We start from the raw sequence: 14152 nt of genomic DNA, 5'->3' as shown, positions 1-14152 counted from the left end.
TTCTGGTCTTGGGGTGCCGTCAGGCCGCCGCTTTCTCCGATTTCACCAGGCCGTAGGCCCAGTCGAGCCAGGGCAGCAGCACCCGCATGTCGGAGGCTTCGACGGTGGAGCCGCCCCACAGACGCAAGCCCACCGGCGCGTCGCGGTAGCCGCCGATATCGAAGGCGATGCCCTCTTCTTCCAACAGACCGGCGATCCGCTTGGCCGCAGCGGACTGGCCGGCATCGTCCAGCGCCAGGAACCAGGGATCGACGATCTTCAGGCAGATCGAGGTGGAGGAGCGAGTCTCCGGCCGCACCGCCAGAAAGTCCGCCCAGTCGGACTGCGCGACCCAGTCCTCGACCGCCTGTAGATTGGCCTGGGAGCGGGCGACGAGCGCGGGCAGACCGCCGATCCCCTCGGCCCACTTCAGGCCGTCCAGCGCATCTTCGACGGCCAGCATGGAGGGGGTGTTGATGGTCTCGCCCTTGAAGATGCCTTCGATCAGCTTGCCGCCCTTTGTAAGGCGGAAGATCTTCGGCAGCGGACGGTCGGGGGTGAAGGACTCCAGCCGTTCGACAGCGCGCGGCGAGAGCGCCAGCATGCCGTGGGCCGCCTCGCCGCCCAGCACCTTCTGCCAGGACCAGGTGATGACGTCGAGCTTCGCCGCGGGCAGTTCCATGGCAAAGGCGGCCGAGGTCGCGTCGCAGATCGTCAGCCCCTCACGGTCGGCGGCGATCCAGTCGCCGTCGGGCAGCTTCACGCCGGAGGTGGTGCCGTTCCAGGTGAAAACCACGTCGCGGTCGGCGCCGACCTGGCCGAGGTCCGGCAACTCGCCGTAACCGGCTTCCAGCACCCGCAGATCATCCAGCTTCAACTGCTTCTGGGCGTCGGTCGCCCAGCCCTTGCCGAAGCTTTCCCAGGCCAGCACGTCGACGCCGCGCGGACCGAGCAGCGACCACATGGCCATCTCCACCGCGCCGGTATCGGAGGCCGGGACGATGCCCAGGCGATAGTCCGCCGGCAGGCCGAGCAGCGCCTTGGAGCGCTCGATCACCTCGGCCAGCTTGGCCTTGCCGCCCTTCGCCCTGTGAGATCGACCCAGGGACGCCTCGCCAAGACCATCCAGGGACCAGCTGGGCCGCTTGGCGCAGGGTCCTGATGAAAAGCAAGGGTTCCCAGGCCGACTGGCCGGGCGGGCGGCATTCATAGCACTGCTCCTAAATTCTGTGAGGGCGCTCTATCTTGGCCCCGTTCGAAAGTCTGCGCCCCGAAACAGCCAAAAGCCTGAAATCCCGCGGCGCGCGCGGGCCGGATACTAGCACTATGCTGCACTGCGTCAATTGCCCATACGCCGCTTTCCGGCGCCAAAGCGTCGCAGACGGCAAACTTGACCGAAAGGTCAGGAAATCGGCCTAGACCTTCCGGGCCAGGATATGGATGGCGGTGAAGGTCATGACCGGCTCGGCGTTCTGATTGGTGACGGTGTAGTCCATCAGCAGGGTGCCGCGGTCGGGCTTGGAGCTTGAGGGGCGCATCTCCGCTACCTCGGCGGCGACGGACAGGGTGTCGCCGGGGCGCACCGGCCTGACCCAGCGCAGCTTGTCGAAGCCGGGCGAACCCATGGAGCAGGCGTTGATCACGTTGGCTTGGTAAAACAGGCGAAAGGCGAGTGAGAGGGTCTGGAAGCCGGAAGCGATGAGCCCGCCGAAGGGCCCTTCCGCCGCGGCCACCTTGTCGATGTGAAAGGGCTGCGGATCGTAGGTCAGCGCAAAGTCCATGATCTGGCTCTCGCTCAGGGTCGCGCCCTTGCTGTGAAACTGCTGGCCGGGTTCGAAGTCTTCAAAGTACAGCGCTTGCACGGCTGTGCACCTCTCATGCAGGGAAATCAAGGTTGCGGCTGGGAAGGCGGTGGTCAGGCGGCGACCGGAGACGTGAGATCGCATACCATGTAGCGCAGGTCGTCGTCGAGGCCGTCATAGGCGCGCGCCTCGGCACGAAAACCAAGGTTGGCGTAGAGGCTGCGGGCCGCGGTCATGTGCCCCAGCGTCTCCAGCGACATGCGCGCATAGCCCGCCGCCCGCGCCGCCGCCAAGGCTGCCTCTACCAATTGCCGTCCGAGCCGATGGCCACGGAAGGCCTCGCGCACCCAGAGGCGGCGCATCTCGCAGACCCCCGTCTCGAGGGACCGAAACCCGATGCAACCCGCAAGATCGTCACCGACCCAGGCGAGCCAGAGCCCGCCGGCGGGGGGCGCGAAGGCGCCGGGCAGCCCGGCAAGCTCCGCCTCGAAGTCTTTCAGGCAGTAGTCGACCTGCAGCCAGTCGGCATATTCACGGAAGATCCCTCGGACGGCATCCATCTCCTCTGCGCCCGCCGCGCGGATCTGCGCGTCGTTGGTTCCTTTGGCGCTCATTCGTAGGGCTCTCCGCTCTTGTGCGTGAAGACCCAGTCACCGTTCCTCATCGTAAGGAAAAGATCGACGTCAGGATAATGCACTTCATCGGCGTCGGAGCGGTTGCCGATTTCGAGATAGACCGCCCAGGCATCGCTGCGGTTCACCAGTTGATGGCCGTCTTCCTTGCCGGCCGGAAAGCCCGCCGCCGTGCCCGCTGTCAGAGTCTGCTCGCCGCCCTCGGTGATCAGCACCAACGCGCCTTCCAGGACATAGACGAACTCGTCTTCATGGGTATGCCAGTGGCGCTGGGCCGAAGTCGCCCCCGGCGGCAGGCGCACTAGGTTGACGCCATAGTGGGTAAGGCCCAGAGCGTCGCCGAGGGCACGCTTCTCCCGCGCGCCACAGGCATCCCGGAAGGGGGCCGGATAGCTCGAGCCGAGCTTCGGTTCCAGGCTGTCAGGATCCAGGGCTGGAGGATTCGGGGCTGGAGGATTCGGGGCTGGAGGATTCGGGGCTGGAGGATTCGGGGCTGGAGAATTCAGGTTGTCGCTCATTCTGCGCCTCTCGCATATCGTCTCGTCCGGCGGCAAGACGGATCTTGCGACAATTCATACGCGAAGGCGACCTTCAAGATAGGGGGCGGCCCGACCCGACAGCAGAACCCGATCATCCAGGTCTTCCACCGTGAGGCTGCCGCCGCGCGCGGAAATCTGCCTTGCCTCCATCTTCTTCCTGCCCAGCCTTTCGGCCCAGTAAGGCACCAGCAGGCAATGCGCCGAGCCGGTCACCGGGTCTTCGTCGATGCCGGCATGGGGGGCGAAGTAGCGGGAAACGAAATCGCAGTCGTCGCCAGGCGCGGTGACGATCAGCCCTTGCGCCGGCAGACGCGCAACCCTTGCGAGGTATGGATCAACGTCGCGCACTTCGGTTTCGCTGGCCAGCACCGCCATCATCTTCCGGGCCTTTCCCTTCTCCGCCTTCAGAACCGCCTGCGGAGTCACGCCGAGCGCTTCGCTCACGGCGCCCTTGTCGTCGAAGGGCGCAGAGGCGATGGCCGGAAAATCCAGGGTATAGACTTCGCCACGGCGAACCACCAGCAGCGGGCCACTGGCGGAGTCGAAGAGCACCTTCTCGACACCGCGGTTGATGTGATTGGCAATCACATAGGCCGCCGCCAGGGTGGCGTGGCCGCAAAGCTGTACTTCAATCGCGGGGGTGAACCAGCGCAGGTGGTAGCCGGTGCCGTTGGCCACAAAGAAGGCGGTCTCCGACAGGTTGTTCTCAAAGGCAATGGCCTGCATGGTCTCGTCCGGCAACCAAGCCTCCAGCGGACAGACTGCTGCCGGATTGCCGCCGAAGACGCGGTCGGTAAAAGCGTCGACCTGATAAAGTGCGATCTCAGTCATGGGGTGATCCTAAAGTCTCTTGCGATGGTTCCGGCGCGCTAAAGCATCAAGCCCGCCAGAAGGGTTTGCGGACCTCCGGCTCGATATCGGCCCGGCTCAGCGCGATGTCGTTGAGCAGTCGGTCATCCATCTCGGCCAGGCGATAGCGCGCCGCCGCCCGCTCCTGCCAGACCGCCAAGGTCTCCAGGCAAGTCATCAGGAATCTGAAAGCCAGTTCTCTGAACCCATGGCCCGGTTTGCGGCCAAGGCGGCCTGGAATCTCCAGCAGAACCGGCGGCTTCGAAATTGTATGCATTCAATCCTCCCGCCAAATGCGAATGTATCAATGAAATAGGCAATGATTGTAATTATTGTTGCCGTGCTTTAAGGTCAATTGTATTATTGTCATCATGACAAAATGGACCCCACAGATTGCCGAGGCCGCGGGGCCGCGCTACATGGCCATCGCCGATGCCCTGGCCGGCGACATCACGGAGGGACGGCTGAAACCGGGCGACCGGCTGCCCACCCACCGCGATCTGGCCTGGCACCTGGGTGTTACGGTGGGAACGGTCAGCCGCGCCTATGCCGAGGCTGAACGGCGCGGCCTCACCGCCGGCGAGGTCGGGCGCGGCACCTTTGTCTCCGCACCGGCCAGCAACGAGCATCTGCACCGTTGGAATGACGCCCCGCCGGGCAGCATCCCCATGCGCTCGTCGTTTCCCATCCCCTGCCCGGAGGAAAGCGCCATCGCCGCGGTTATGGCGCGTTGCGCCGCGAGCCCACGCGCTATGGAGATGCTCGGCTATCAGCCGCAGCGCGGCCGACCCGAACATCGCCAGGCCGGCGCTGACTGGCTCACCCAGAACGGCGTCGAGACCTCAGGCGAACAGATCACCGTCACCGCCGGTGCCCATCACGGGATGCTGGTCGTCCTCGCCGCCATTACCCGGCCCGGCGATCACATCGTTGCCGATTCCCTGACCTATCCCGGCATGCTCGGCCTGGCACGCCTCCTGGGTCTGCGCCTCGACGGGCTCGCCCGCGACCGCGAGGGCCCCCTGCCCGACGCTTTCGAGGATGCCTGCCGGGCCCATGACGTAAAGGCGATCTATCTCTGCCCGACGCTGCACAATCCGACCAGCGTCACCATGCCCGACGAACGCCGCCGCGCCCTGGCTGCGGTTGCGCGGCGTTACGACGTGGGGATCGTCGAGGACGACGTCTTCGGCTTTCTGGCAGAGGACCGGCCGCCGCCAGTCGGTTCCCATGCGCCGGAGTTGGGCTATTACATTGTCGGGCTGTCGAAAACCGTATCAGCCGGCCTGCGCGTCGGCTATGTCGTCGCACCGGATGACGCCCAACTGCGCCTCAGTCAGGCGATCAACTCGACCTGCTGGATGGCCTGCCCGTTGACCGCCGAGATCGCCGCTGAATTGATCCACAGCGGCGTGGCGGCAGAAGTCGCCGCCGGGCGCAGGCGCGCTGCGGCGCAACGCCGCGACCTCGCGCTGGCGGCCTTTCGCGGCTGGGACTTCGAAAGCGATCCGGGCGCAAACTTTCTTTGGCTTCACCTGCCGGACCCCTGGCGTTCCAACGCCTTCGTGGAAGAGGCCGAACGGCGCGGCGTGTTGATCACGCCGAGCGACGTTTTTCAGGTCGGGCGGCGCGACAGCGTTCATGCCGTGCGGGTCTGTTTCGGACCGTCACGCGATACCGAAGAACTGAAACGGGGGCTGGATATCCTTGCCGGGGTGCTGCAGGAAGGACCCTCCTACGCTTTCAGCAGCATGGTCTGACCAACTGAAGGCCCCCGAGCGGTAGCGCTCTACCGCACCCAGTCGATCAGCAGCGGCACCAGGAAGGCCGTGACCAGGCCGTTCAGGCCCATGGCGATGCCGGCGAAGGTGCCGGCCACTTCACTGACGTGAAAGGCTCTTGCCGTGCCGATCCCGTGGGCGGCCACCCCGGTTGCGAAACCGCGGGCACGCCAATCGCGGATACCGACAGCGTTCAGTAGCGGCGTCGCCAGCATGGCCCCCAGGACGCCGGTCAGGATCACCAGCACAGCGGTGAGCGATGGCAGGCCGCCGATCTGTTCGGAAATGCCCATGGCAATCGGCGTGGTGACCGACTTTGGCGCCAGAGAGGCAAGGGTTTCAAAACTGGCGCCCAGCAGCAGTGCTGTCCCGACGGCCGTCACCACAGCCGTGACCGCGCCGCAAAGCAAAGCGACCAGCATGGGCAGAAGCACGGCCCGCACCTTGCCGAGATGGCTGTAGAGGGGCACCGCCAGAGCGACCGTTGCCGGGCCCAGAAGAAAGTGGATGAACTGAGCCCCTTCGAAGTAGGCCTGGTAGCCGGTACCGGTGACCAGCAACAGGCCGGACAGAAGGATCACCGCAAGAGCGACCGGATTCAGCAGGGGATTGAGAGCGGCACGCTCGTAAAGGCTTTGCGCCAGAAGGTAAGCCGCCAGGGTCACGGTCAACCAGAGCAGCGGACCGGTTCGCAGATAGACCCAGATCTCCGGGAAACCTTCCATCACGGATCCGTCGCCTCCCCCGCTTCGTCATCCAGCTTCATCAGGCGGATCATGGCGCGCATCACCGCGGCGGTGACCAGAATGGTGGAGACCGCCGAGACCAGAAGCGCGACGGCGATGGCCATCCACTCTGCGGAAATGCGGTCGACATGCTGCAGGACGCCGACACCCGCGGGCACGAAAAGCAACGAGAGATGATGCAGCAGGCCGGTAGCGGTCCGGTTCAGGCTGTCCGGAACCGAACGCCTCAGCGCCAGAAAGGAAAAAAGCAGGACCAGCCCGACAACCGGCCCCGGAACCGGCAGACCCAAAAAACGGACCAGCGCCTCCCCGATCAGCTGGCAGAGCAAAAGCGCCGTCAGGGAAGGCAGCATCGGAAACCGCGTCCTATCACGAGACGGCGTTCGGCTTAACCGGCACCGGCCCGTTTGGCATCGGCCGCCGTTCCCACACTGCAGCCTTCGATGGTCCGGCAGATATCGCCGACCACCTGATCCACCAGCGCTTCGTCTTCGCCCTCGGCCATGACGCGGATCACCGGTTCGGTGCCGGATTTGCGGATCACCACGCGACCCGCAGTGCCCAGGCGCTCTTCGCCGGCGCTGATCGCCGACTGCACCGCCGCATCCTCCAGCGGCGCACCGCCATTGAAGCGCACGTTGCGCAGTAACTGCGGATAAGGCTGGAAGACCTGGGTGACGGCGGAGGCCGGGCGGTCGGACTGCACCACCACCGCCAAAATCTGCAAGGCGGCGATCAGGCCGTCGCCGGTGGTCGCGAAGTCGCTCAGCACGATGTGTCCGGACTGTTCGCCGCCGACGTTGTAACCCTCTGCGCGCATGCGTTCGACCACATAGCGGTCCCCCACCGGCGTGCGGATCAGACCGAGCCTCTGTTCGGTGAGATAGTGTTCCAGCGCCAGGTTGGACATCACCGTCGCAACGACGGCGCCGCCGGCAAGCCGGCCGGACTGCTGCCAGGAGCGGGCGACCAGCGCCATCACCTGATCGCCGTCGATCACCCGGCCCTTCTCGTCCGCCAGAATGGCCCGGTCCGCATCGCCGTCGAGGGCGATACCGAAGTCGGCGCCGTGGGTAACCACCGCCTCCTGCATGCGCGTCGGCTCGGTCGCGCCGCAGCGCTGGTTGATGTTGAAGCCGTCGGGATAGACGCCGACCGGCACCACCTCCGCGCCAAGCTCATACAGCACCTTGGGCGCCACGCGGTAGGCTGCGCCGTTGGCGCAGTCGATGACCACCTTCATGCCGTCCAGGCGCAGGCCGCGCGGGAAACTGCTTTTGACGAACTCTATGTAGCGGCCCAGGGCGCCGTCGAGACGCTCGGCCCGGCCCAACTGATGCGCCGGTGCCAGCGGACCGCCGCCGTCCTCGATGCGCGCCTCGATTGCCTTTTCCACCTCGTCTGAAAGCTTGAAGCCGTCAGGGCCGAAAAGCTTGATGCCGTTGTCCTGATAGGGATTGTGGGAGGCCGAGATCATGACCCCGAGGTCGGCCCGCATCGAACGGGTCAGCATGCCCACCGCCGGGGTCGGCATCGGGCCCAGCAGCACGACATCCATGCCCACGGAGATGAACCCGGCGGTCAGGGCCGGCTCCAGAAGATAGCCCGAGAGGCGTGTATCCTTGCCGATCACCACGGTGTGGCGGTGATCGCCGCGGAAAAACTGGCGGCCGGCGGCTTTGGCCACCGCCAGGGCGGTTTCTGCGGTAACGGGTTCCTGGTTCGCTGTACCGCGAATACCGTCGGTTCCAAAAAGCTTACGAGACATTCTACGTCCTTCCGGTCGGGCAAGGCCGCGCCCGACACGCGACCCTCTCCCTAATCAATTCCTTATAGCAGAGCCCGCGGCGGGATGTCCGATGCTTCAAACCCGCTGGATACCCGGGTCATGGCCTGCCACACCGACACGGCCTGCACAGTCTCGGCGACGTCGTGGACCCGGAGGATCTGAACCCCGCGCTGCAGCGCAAAGAGAATCGCCGCCAGCGAGCCGGGCAGACGCTCCTTCGCCGGCTCCCCATGGGAAAGCCTGGCGATGAAGCTCTTCCGGCTCGCACCCAGCAGCACCGGGCAGCCCAGCCCCTGGAACAATGCGATCTGTTCGAGAACCTGGAGATTGTGGGTCAGGGTTTTGCCGAAGCCGATGCCCGGATCGACGATCAGCCGTTCCGCCGCAATGCCCGCGGCGGCACAGGCTTCGAGGCGCGCCGCCAGGTAATCGTAGATATCCAGGGCCGCGTTGTCGTAGCGCGGATCGCGCTGCATCGTCTGCGGCTGGCCCTGCATATGCATCAGCACCACCGGCACGTCACTCTCAGCGGCAACGGCCAGGCTGTCGGGGTCGCCGCTGAGGGCGGTCACGTCGTTGATCATCCGTGCACCGGCCGCCACGGCAGCACGCATGACGGCGGCATGGCGCGTATCGATGGAAACACAGGCGCCCTGCTTGGCCAGGGCGGTTACCACCGGCAGGACCCGAGCCTCTTCCTCCTCCAGGCTCACCGCCTCGGCACCTGGGCGGGTCGACTCCCCGCCGATATCCAGGATATCGGCGCCTGCCTCCAACATCGCCAGACCGTCGCGGATCGCAACCTCGGGATCGGCCCGGTCGCCGCCGTCTGAGAAGGAGTCCGGCGTGACGTTCAGAATGCCCATGATACAGGGCCGTTCGAAGCTGACCCCACAGAGCGGCCGCCGCGGCGCGGTCAGGCGCTCCAGGATCCGGGCGGCGGCAATCTTCTGCCCCGGCGCCTGCCGCTCGGCCCAGGCGCCAATCTCCGCCAAGGGCTGCACGCTGCGCCGGGTTTCCTCCGCCGTCCGCCAGACCGCCTCGCAATGGCTGAACGACAGCGGTCCGCCGGCCAGAAGCCGCAGGGGTTCGCTCGACGCCTCGCACTCGGCCGGGCCGCGCAGACCGAGCGGACGCAAGGTGAGCTTTCCTTTTGAGGTTGCAGGCATGATCGGCGATGCAGTCATAGGAATTGCTTATATACGCGCCGGGTCGGGATTAAAACGGCCAAGCTTTGACGGTGGAAAGCCGACTGCGAAAACCGACAGGGCCTCCGGCATCGCAGCGCGGAGACCCTGTCTCTAGAAGCAGGCTTTCGGTAGAACCCTACCTAGCTGCCCGGCTGTGGCTCCGGCTCCATGCCGCCGGAGGTATCCTCTCCGGAGTCTTTCGCCGGCTTGCCGCTGGTGGGCACCGAGGAGCGGCGGCCCGAGGGGCCCTGGTCGCTCTGGTCGCCACGGTCGATATCGCCGCCGTCGATGATGGTCTGGACCTCGTCACCGCTCAGCGTCTCATACTCCAGCAAGGCCTTGGTGACGGCGTGCAGATGATCCATGTGGTCGGTCAGCACCTGCCGCGCCTTTTCCTCCGCTTCTTCGATGATACGGCGGATTTCTTCGTCGATCAGCTTGGCAGTGGCGCCGGAAATGGTCTGGCTGCGCGAAACCGAGTGGCCGAGAAATACCTCTTCCTGGTTGTCGACATAGCGCAGGCGGCCGAGCTTGTCGCTCATACCCCACTCCGTGACCATACGGCGGGCCATGTTGGTGGCCTGCTGAATGTCATTGCTGGCGCCGGTGGAGACGTTTTCCATCCCGTAAATCAGTTCCTCGGCCATACGCCCGCCAAACATCATGGCCAGCTTTGCGACGATCTCCTTGAACTTCAGGCTGTAGCGGTCCGATTCCGGCAGATTCATGGTGACGCCGAGCGCCCGGCCGCGCGGGATGATGGTCACTTTATGCAGCGGATCGTTGCCCGGCACGAAGAGGCCGACCAGGGCATGACCGGCCTCGTGATAGGCGGTCATCTCCTTTTCCTCTTCGCTCATGACCATGGAGCGGCGCTCCGCCCCCATCATCACCTTGTCCTTTGCGGCCTCGAAATCCGCCATGGTGACCACGCGCTTGTTGGCACGGGCAGCGAGGAGAGCGGCCTCGTTCACCAGGTTGGCGAGATCGGCGCCGGAGAAGCCTGGCGTACCGCGGGCGATCACCTTGGCTTCCACGTCCGGTCCCAGGGGCACCTTGCGCATGTGCACCTTGATGATCTTTTCGCGGCCCAGAATGTCGGGGTTCGGCACCACGACCTGGCGGTCGAAGCGGCCCGGGCGCAGCAGCGCCGGGTCGAGCACGTCCGGCCGGTTGGTGGCAGCGATCAGGATGACGCCTTCATTGGCCTCGAAGCCGTCCATCTCCACCAGCAACTGGTTGAGGGTCTGCTCGCGTTCGTCATTGCCGCCGCCGAGACCGGCGCCGCGATGGCGGCCGACCGCGTCGATTTCGTCGACGAAGATAATGCAGGGAGCGTTCTTCTTGCCCTGCTCGAACATGTCACGCACCCGGCTGGCGCCGACGCCGACGAACATCTCGACAAAGTCGGAGCCGGAGATGGTGAAGAACGGAACGTTGGCTTCACCGGCGATGGCGCGCGCCAGCAGCGTCTTACCGGTACCCGGGGGGCCGACCAGGAGACAGCCCTTCGGGATCTTGCCGCCGAGGCGCTGGAACTTCTGCGGGTCGCGCAGATATTCGACGACCTCTTCCAGTTCCTGCTTGGCCTCGTCGATGCCGGCGACGTCGTCAAAGGTGATGCGCCCCAGTTTCTCGGTCAGCAGACGGGCCTTGGACTTGCCGAAGCCCATGGCCTTGCCGCCACCTCCCTGCATCTGGCGCATGAAGAAAATCCACACGCCGATCAGCAGCAGCATGGGGAACCAGTTGATCAGGATCATGAAGAGCGTGTTGGAGCCCTCCACCGGCTTCACCTCGAAGGTGACCCCGCCGTCTCTCAAGGCCTGAACCAGGCCGTCCAGGTCGTCGGTCGCGCGGGTCGAGAAGGAGCGGCCGCCCTGGGTGTAATACCCGGTGATCTCGCTGCCCTGGATGGTGACTTCACCGACCTGGCCCGCCGCTACCTCATCGAGGAAAACGGAATAGGCGACCGGGGGCTGCGCGCGCCCGCTCATCGAGGTCTGGAAGAAATTGAACAAGAGGAACAGCAGTAGAACAATGATGATCCACAGAGCTGCATTCCGGCTGAAATTCACGATCAACTTCCCTGTTAGACGCGGGCCATTCGAGGCGCTGGGGGCGTGCAAAGCTGCCCGGCATCGTAAATCACGCCTGGGCACATAGATAAAGATAATGTTCGAAGCGCTCTAAACAACCGTAAATGCAGCGCCAGTTAACCCATTTGTGGGGGCAAAACGACAGCGGATCAACCTCTTGGCCGCTGTTCCGTCGCGAAAATAGCCCAGCAGTGGAACCGCCACCAGCCCTTTGCGGTCGCTGAGCGCCGGCAGGGCGGCACGGGCGGCCGGCGGAACCAGGCGCGCCAGCTGGCTTTTCGACGGTGAAAGCTCCGCCAGAAGCCGCCGCCAGCCCGCCGTTCCCAGTGCGCCGACCGTCAGTTTTCCGGACTTTGCTCCTAGGGCCGCACCACGCCGGCGGCCGAGGGACAATTCAAAACGGCCGTCCCAGAGCAGGCTTTCGCCCGGCGCCAGGGCCTCTTCGGCACAGCGGCCGGCTTCCCGAACGATCAGCCAGCTCTCCCCCTGAGCCAGGATGCGGCAGCCGCCGAGGGTCACCCCACGCTTCAGACCGGCAGCCAGTTGGCCGTGCAGACGCTCCAGCCGGTCAAGCCGCGGTGTATAAGCGCCACCGCCGACAATCATCAGGCAGCGCGCCAGGGCCCGCAGCGAGACCTCGCCCGGCGCTGCCGCCAGGACCGCCGGCGACAGCACCACAAAGCCCGCCGGATGGGGCCGCGCCGCCCGGGCAAGCAGGGCCGCGACATCGGTTTCCAAGGCCGCGCGGGCACGTCCAAGATGGCGGCTGGCCGTTCCGACCCGCCCCGGGGTCAGTCCTTCGCGGGCCAGATCGGGCAGCAGACGGCGCAGACGCACCCGGGCAAAAGCCGCATCCTCATTGCTCGGATCCTCGGCCCAGGCGATGTGCCGCTGCCGCAGGCTTTCCTCAAGCCGCGCCTTGGGCACCGTCAGGAGGGGCCGCAGGAGGCGCAGACCGGCGGTTTCCGCCAGGGGCGCCATGGCCGCCAGGCCGTCGAGACCGCTGCCCCGCCCGAGACGCAGAAGAAAGGTCTCGGCCTGATCTTCCTGGTGATGGGCCAAGGCGAGATGCAGGATGCCGCGCTTCTCGCAGGCCCGGGTCATCAAAGCATAGCGCGCCTCTCTGGCCGCGGCCTGGCGGGAGGCACTGGGCTTTTCGCCGCGCCAATGCAGAGTCTCCTGCGCGATACCGAGCCGCCGCATCAGGGCGCCGACCTCGGCCGCTTCTTCTGCCGACCCGCGCCGCAGGCCGTGATCGACCGTCAGGGCCAACAGGCTGCCGCCACGATCGGCGAGCCAGTCGTTCAACAGCAACGCTAGGGCAAGGCTGTCAGCGCCGCCGGAAACACCGACGGCCATTGCCGGTTCCGGCTCGAAAGGACCCAGGCCTTCCATCAGCAGCGCGAAGTCTTCGCGATTCAGGGCCTTCATCGCGGGCTCCTGCAGCCTCGCCGCGGCACCGCGATCTCAGCAGCCGATGCGCTGGGATTCCTGGCGCGCGCGCTGGATAATTGTCGCCGAAGCATCTGCATAGCGTTGCTGCAGCACCTCGAAGGTGCCGCAGGCGTCGTCCTTGCTGCCCAGGGAGGCCAGGGACATCCCGAGTTTCAGAAGGTTGTCCGGCGCCTTCGGATTGTCGGGATAGGCCTCGAAACCCTCGGCGAAGGTCACGGCCGCCGACTGATAGTCACCGCGCACATAATAGGTTTCTCCCAGCCAGTACTTGGCATTGCCGGCGAGCGGGTCGTCGGGATGGCGGACGAGGAAGTCGGAAAGGGCCTGCTCAGCGCCCTGATAGTTGGCCTGGCGCAGCAGTGCGAAGGCCTGATCGTATTGCTCACGCGGGGTGCCGGCCGGCACGGCGGCGAGCGCCTGGCCCGCAGCGGGCGCGCTCTGCGCGGCGGCCGGCGGGTTGGCCGCCACATTGCCCTGCTGCCGCTGGAAATTCTGCAGGTCGGTCTCGGGGATGGTGCCGAGGGTTTGCGGCGCTGCGGGGCTGGTGGTTGCCGCCGGCGAACCCGGAGCCAACCCTTGCTGCGAAGCGCCGGGATCGCCGCTGAGGCCGCCACTGGGAGTGCCGGGGTCACCTGCCGCTGCCAGCGGCGCCGGCGCGCCCTGTTCAAGCTGCTGCAAACGCAGATCGACGTCGGCGACGAGACGGTCAAGGCGGCTTGCGACACTGTCGGCCTGGAACTGCATCTCCTCAACCCGGCCGGTCAGGTCCCGCAGTTGATCTTCAAACTGGTTCAGGCGCAGTTCGATGCGCGCCGCCTGGGTTGGCGCGACCCCAGCGCCGGAAGAGGCCCCGGCCGGTGGCGTCTCGCCGCCGTAGACCTGACGCTGCAGATCGGAAAGCTCGCGCTGCAGACGCTGGATCTGATCGTCGACCGACTGCGCCGCCGCGGACTGCGGGGCCAAGCTGCCGAGCAGCAAAGCCGCACAGACGGAGGCGGCCAGGAGCCGGCCATGCACCCAAAACCCATCGCTTGCGCGGCGCTCCGCACGGGGTTGATTTCGCATCGGCCGCTCGATCTCCGGCACCAGGGGCTTTGCGATGATCATCGCCGTTTTCCTCCGCAAGGTCTCTCAAGTCGTAGTTTCCGGGCAGGGAAAACCGCGCCCGCAGTCCCGGCACCGTCTCTTATGACAGGCCATCTTGTCATTTTTATGGCGCGGCGCGTCCGCAGCCAAGTCCCGACAGGCCCCGATCCTGCACGCTGTTTCGGCAACAAGCGGTAAAGAAAGA

The 14152-nt window shown here is 65.8% G+C and carries 14 protein-coding genes; 1 reads left to right on the top strand and 13 read right to left on the bottom strand.

Annotated elements, in window-relative coordinates:
• Window positions 1-19: 19 nt before the first annotated feature.
• The 6 genes from ACP146_RS04680 to ACP146_RS04655 form a co-directional block, all read right to left on the bottom strand.
• Window positions 20-1189, bottom strand: coding sequence for a phosphoserine transaminase (locus ACP146_RS04680; RefSeq protein WP_422365601.1), 1170 nt, complete (start codon window positions 1187-1189; stop codon window positions 20-22).
• Between the two features lie 205 nt (window positions 1190-1394).
• Window positions 1395-1841: a MaoC family dehydratase gene (locus ACP146_RS04675; RefSeq protein ID WP_422365600.1), complete on the bottom strand. Its 447-nt coding sequence runs from the start codon at window positions 1839-1841 to the stop codon at window positions 1395-1397.
• 53 nt (window positions 1842-1894) lie between these two features.
• Window positions 1895-2395 (bottom strand): GNAT family N-acetyltransferase, encoded by a 501-nt coding sequence (locus ACP146_RS04670; RefSeq protein WP_422365599.1) that lies wholly within the window; start codon window positions 2393-2395, stop codon window positions 1895-1897.
• Window positions 2392-2931: a cupin domain-containing protein gene (locus ACP146_RS04665; RefSeq protein ID WP_422365598.1), complete on the bottom strand. Its 540-nt coding sequence runs from the start codon at window positions 2929-2931 to the stop codon at window positions 2392-2394. Before ACP146_RS04665 ends, ACP146_RS04670 begins: the two co-directional genes overlap by 4 nt.
• 54 nt (window positions 2932-2985) lie before the next feature.
• On the bottom strand, window positions 2986-3783 hold the full coding sequence (locus ACP146_RS04660; protein ID WP_422365597.1) for a PhzF family phenazine biosynthesis protein: 798 nt from the start codon (window positions 3781-3783) through the stop codon (window positions 2986-2988).
• A 46-nt stretch (window positions 3784-3829) separates the two neighbouring features.
• Complete coding sequence (locus ACP146_RS04655) at window positions 3830-4078, bottom strand: DUF1127 domain-containing protein (protein WP_422365596.1); 249 nt, start codon at window positions 4076-4078, stop codon at window positions 3830-3832.
• 94 nt (window positions 4079-4172) lie between these two features.
• On the opposite strand from ACP146_RS04655, the gene ACP146_RS04650 reads away from it, so the two are divergent.
• Entirely contained in the window at window positions 4173-5561 is a 1389-nt protein-coding gene (locus ACP146_RS04650; protein ID WP_422365595.1) for a PLP-dependent aminotransferase family protein, read from the top strand.
• A gap of 29 nt (window positions 5562-5590) precedes the next feature.
• Here the strand turns inward: ACP146_RS04650 and ACP146_RS04645 are convergent, their stop codons facing one another.
• The 7 genes from ACP146_RS04645 to ybgF form a co-directional block, all read right to left on the bottom strand.
• Entirely contained in the window at window positions 5591-6307 is a 717-nt protein-coding gene (locus tag ACP146_RS04645) for an LrgB family protein (RefSeq protein WP_422369619.1), read from the bottom strand.
• Window positions 6307-6681: a CidA/LrgA family protein gene (locus tag ACP146_RS04640; RefSeq protein ID WP_422365594.1), complete on the bottom strand. Its 375-nt coding sequence runs from the start codon at window positions 6679-6681 to the stop codon at window positions 6307-6309. The genes ACP146_RS04645 and ACP146_RS04640 overlap by 1 nt, the downstream gene beginning before the upstream one ends.
• A gap of 35 nt (window positions 6682-6716) precedes the next feature.
• Entirely contained in the window at window positions 6717-8096 is a 1380-nt protein-coding gene (gene glmM, locus ACP146_RS04635) for a phosphoglucosamine mutase (protein WP_422365593.1), read from the bottom strand.
• A 62-nt stretch (window positions 8097-8158) separates the two neighbouring features.
• Window positions 8159-9256, bottom strand: coding sequence for a dihydropteroate synthase (folP, locus tag ACP146_RS04630; RefSeq protein ID WP_422365592.1), 1098 nt, complete (start codon window positions 9254-9256; stop codon window positions 8159-8161).
• A 191-nt stretch (window positions 9257-9447) separates the two neighbouring features.
• Window positions 9448-11385 (bottom strand): ATP-dependent zinc metalloprotease FtsH, encoded by a 1938-nt coding sequence (gene ftsH, locus ACP146_RS04625; RefSeq protein ID WP_422365591.1) that lies wholly within the window; start codon window positions 11383-11385, stop codon window positions 9448-9450.
• Window positions 11386-11496: 111 nt separating this feature from the next.
• Window positions 11497-12837: a tRNA lysidine(34) synthetase TilS gene (gene tilS, locus ACP146_RS04620; protein ID WP_422365590.1), complete on the bottom strand. Its 1341-nt coding sequence runs from the start codon at window positions 12835-12837 to the stop codon at window positions 11497-11499.
• Window positions 12838-12873: 36 nt separating this feature from the next.
• Window positions 12874-13968 (bottom strand): tol-pal system protein YbgF, encoded by a 1095-nt coding sequence (ybgF, locus tag ACP146_RS04615; RefSeq protein WP_422365589.1) that lies wholly within the window; start codon window positions 13966-13968, stop codon window positions 12874-12876.
• Window positions 13969-14152 lie beyond the last annotated feature (184 nt).

The sequence above is a fragment of the Pelagibius sp. genome (assembly GCF_965249265.1).
Taxonomy (GTDB): domain Bacteria; phylum Pseudomonadota; class Alphaproteobacteria; order Kiloniellales; family Kiloniellaceae; genus Pelagibius.
The sequence above is the reverse complement of the archived record's forward strand: the minus strand, read 5'-3'. Positions and strand labels throughout refer to the sequence as shown.

What these genes read in the sequence shown, in the direction of transcription:
- ACP146_RS04680 (WP_422365601.1), bottom strand. Translation starts at nt 1,189, where the DNA reads ATGAATGCCGCCCGCCCGGCCAGTCGGCCTGGGAACCCTTGCTTTTCA.
- ACP146_RS04670 (WP_422365599.1), bottom strand. Translation starts at nt 2,395, where the DNA reads ATGAGCGCCAAAGGAACCAACGACGCGCAGATCCGCGCGGCGGGCGCA.
- ACP146_RS04665 (WP_422365598.1), bottom strand. Translation starts at nt 2,931, where the DNA reads ATGAGCGACAACCTGAATTCTCCAGCCCCGAATCCTCCAGCCCCGAAT.
- ACP146_RS04660 (WP_422365597.1), bottom strand. Translation starts at nt 3,783, where the DNA reads ATGACTGAGATCGCACTTTATCAGGTCGACGCTTTTACCGACCGCGTC.
- ACP146_RS04655 (WP_422365596.1), bottom strand. Translation starts at nt 4,078, where the DNA reads ATGCATACAATTTCGAAGCCGCCGGTTCTGCTGGAGATTCCAGGCCGC.
- ACP146_RS04650 (WP_422365595.1), top strand. Translation starts at nt 4,173, where the DNA reads ATGACAAAATGGACCCCACAGATTGCCGAGGCCGCGGGGCCGCGCTAC.
- ACP146_RS04645 (WP_422369619.1), bottom strand. Translation starts at nt 6,307, where the DNA reads ATGGAAGGTTTCCCGGAGATCTGGGTCTATCTGCGAACCGGTCCGCTG.
- ACP146_RS04640 (WP_422365594.1), bottom strand. Translation starts at nt 6,681, where the DNA reads ATGCTGCCTTCCCTGACGGCGCTTTTGCTCTGCCAGCTGATCGGGGAG.
- glmM (WP_422365593.1), bottom strand. Translation starts at nt 8,096, where the DNA reads ATGTCTCGTAAGCTTTTTGGAACCGACGGTATTCGCGGTACAGCGAAC.
- tilS (WP_422365590.1), bottom strand. Translation starts at nt 12,837, where the DNA reads ATGAAGGCCCTGAATCGCGAAGACTTCGCGCTGCTGATGGAAGGCCTG.
- ybgF (WP_422365589.1), bottom strand. Translation starts at nt 13,968, where the DNA reads ATGATCATCGCAAAGCCCCTGGTGCCGGAGATCGAGCGGCCGATGCGA.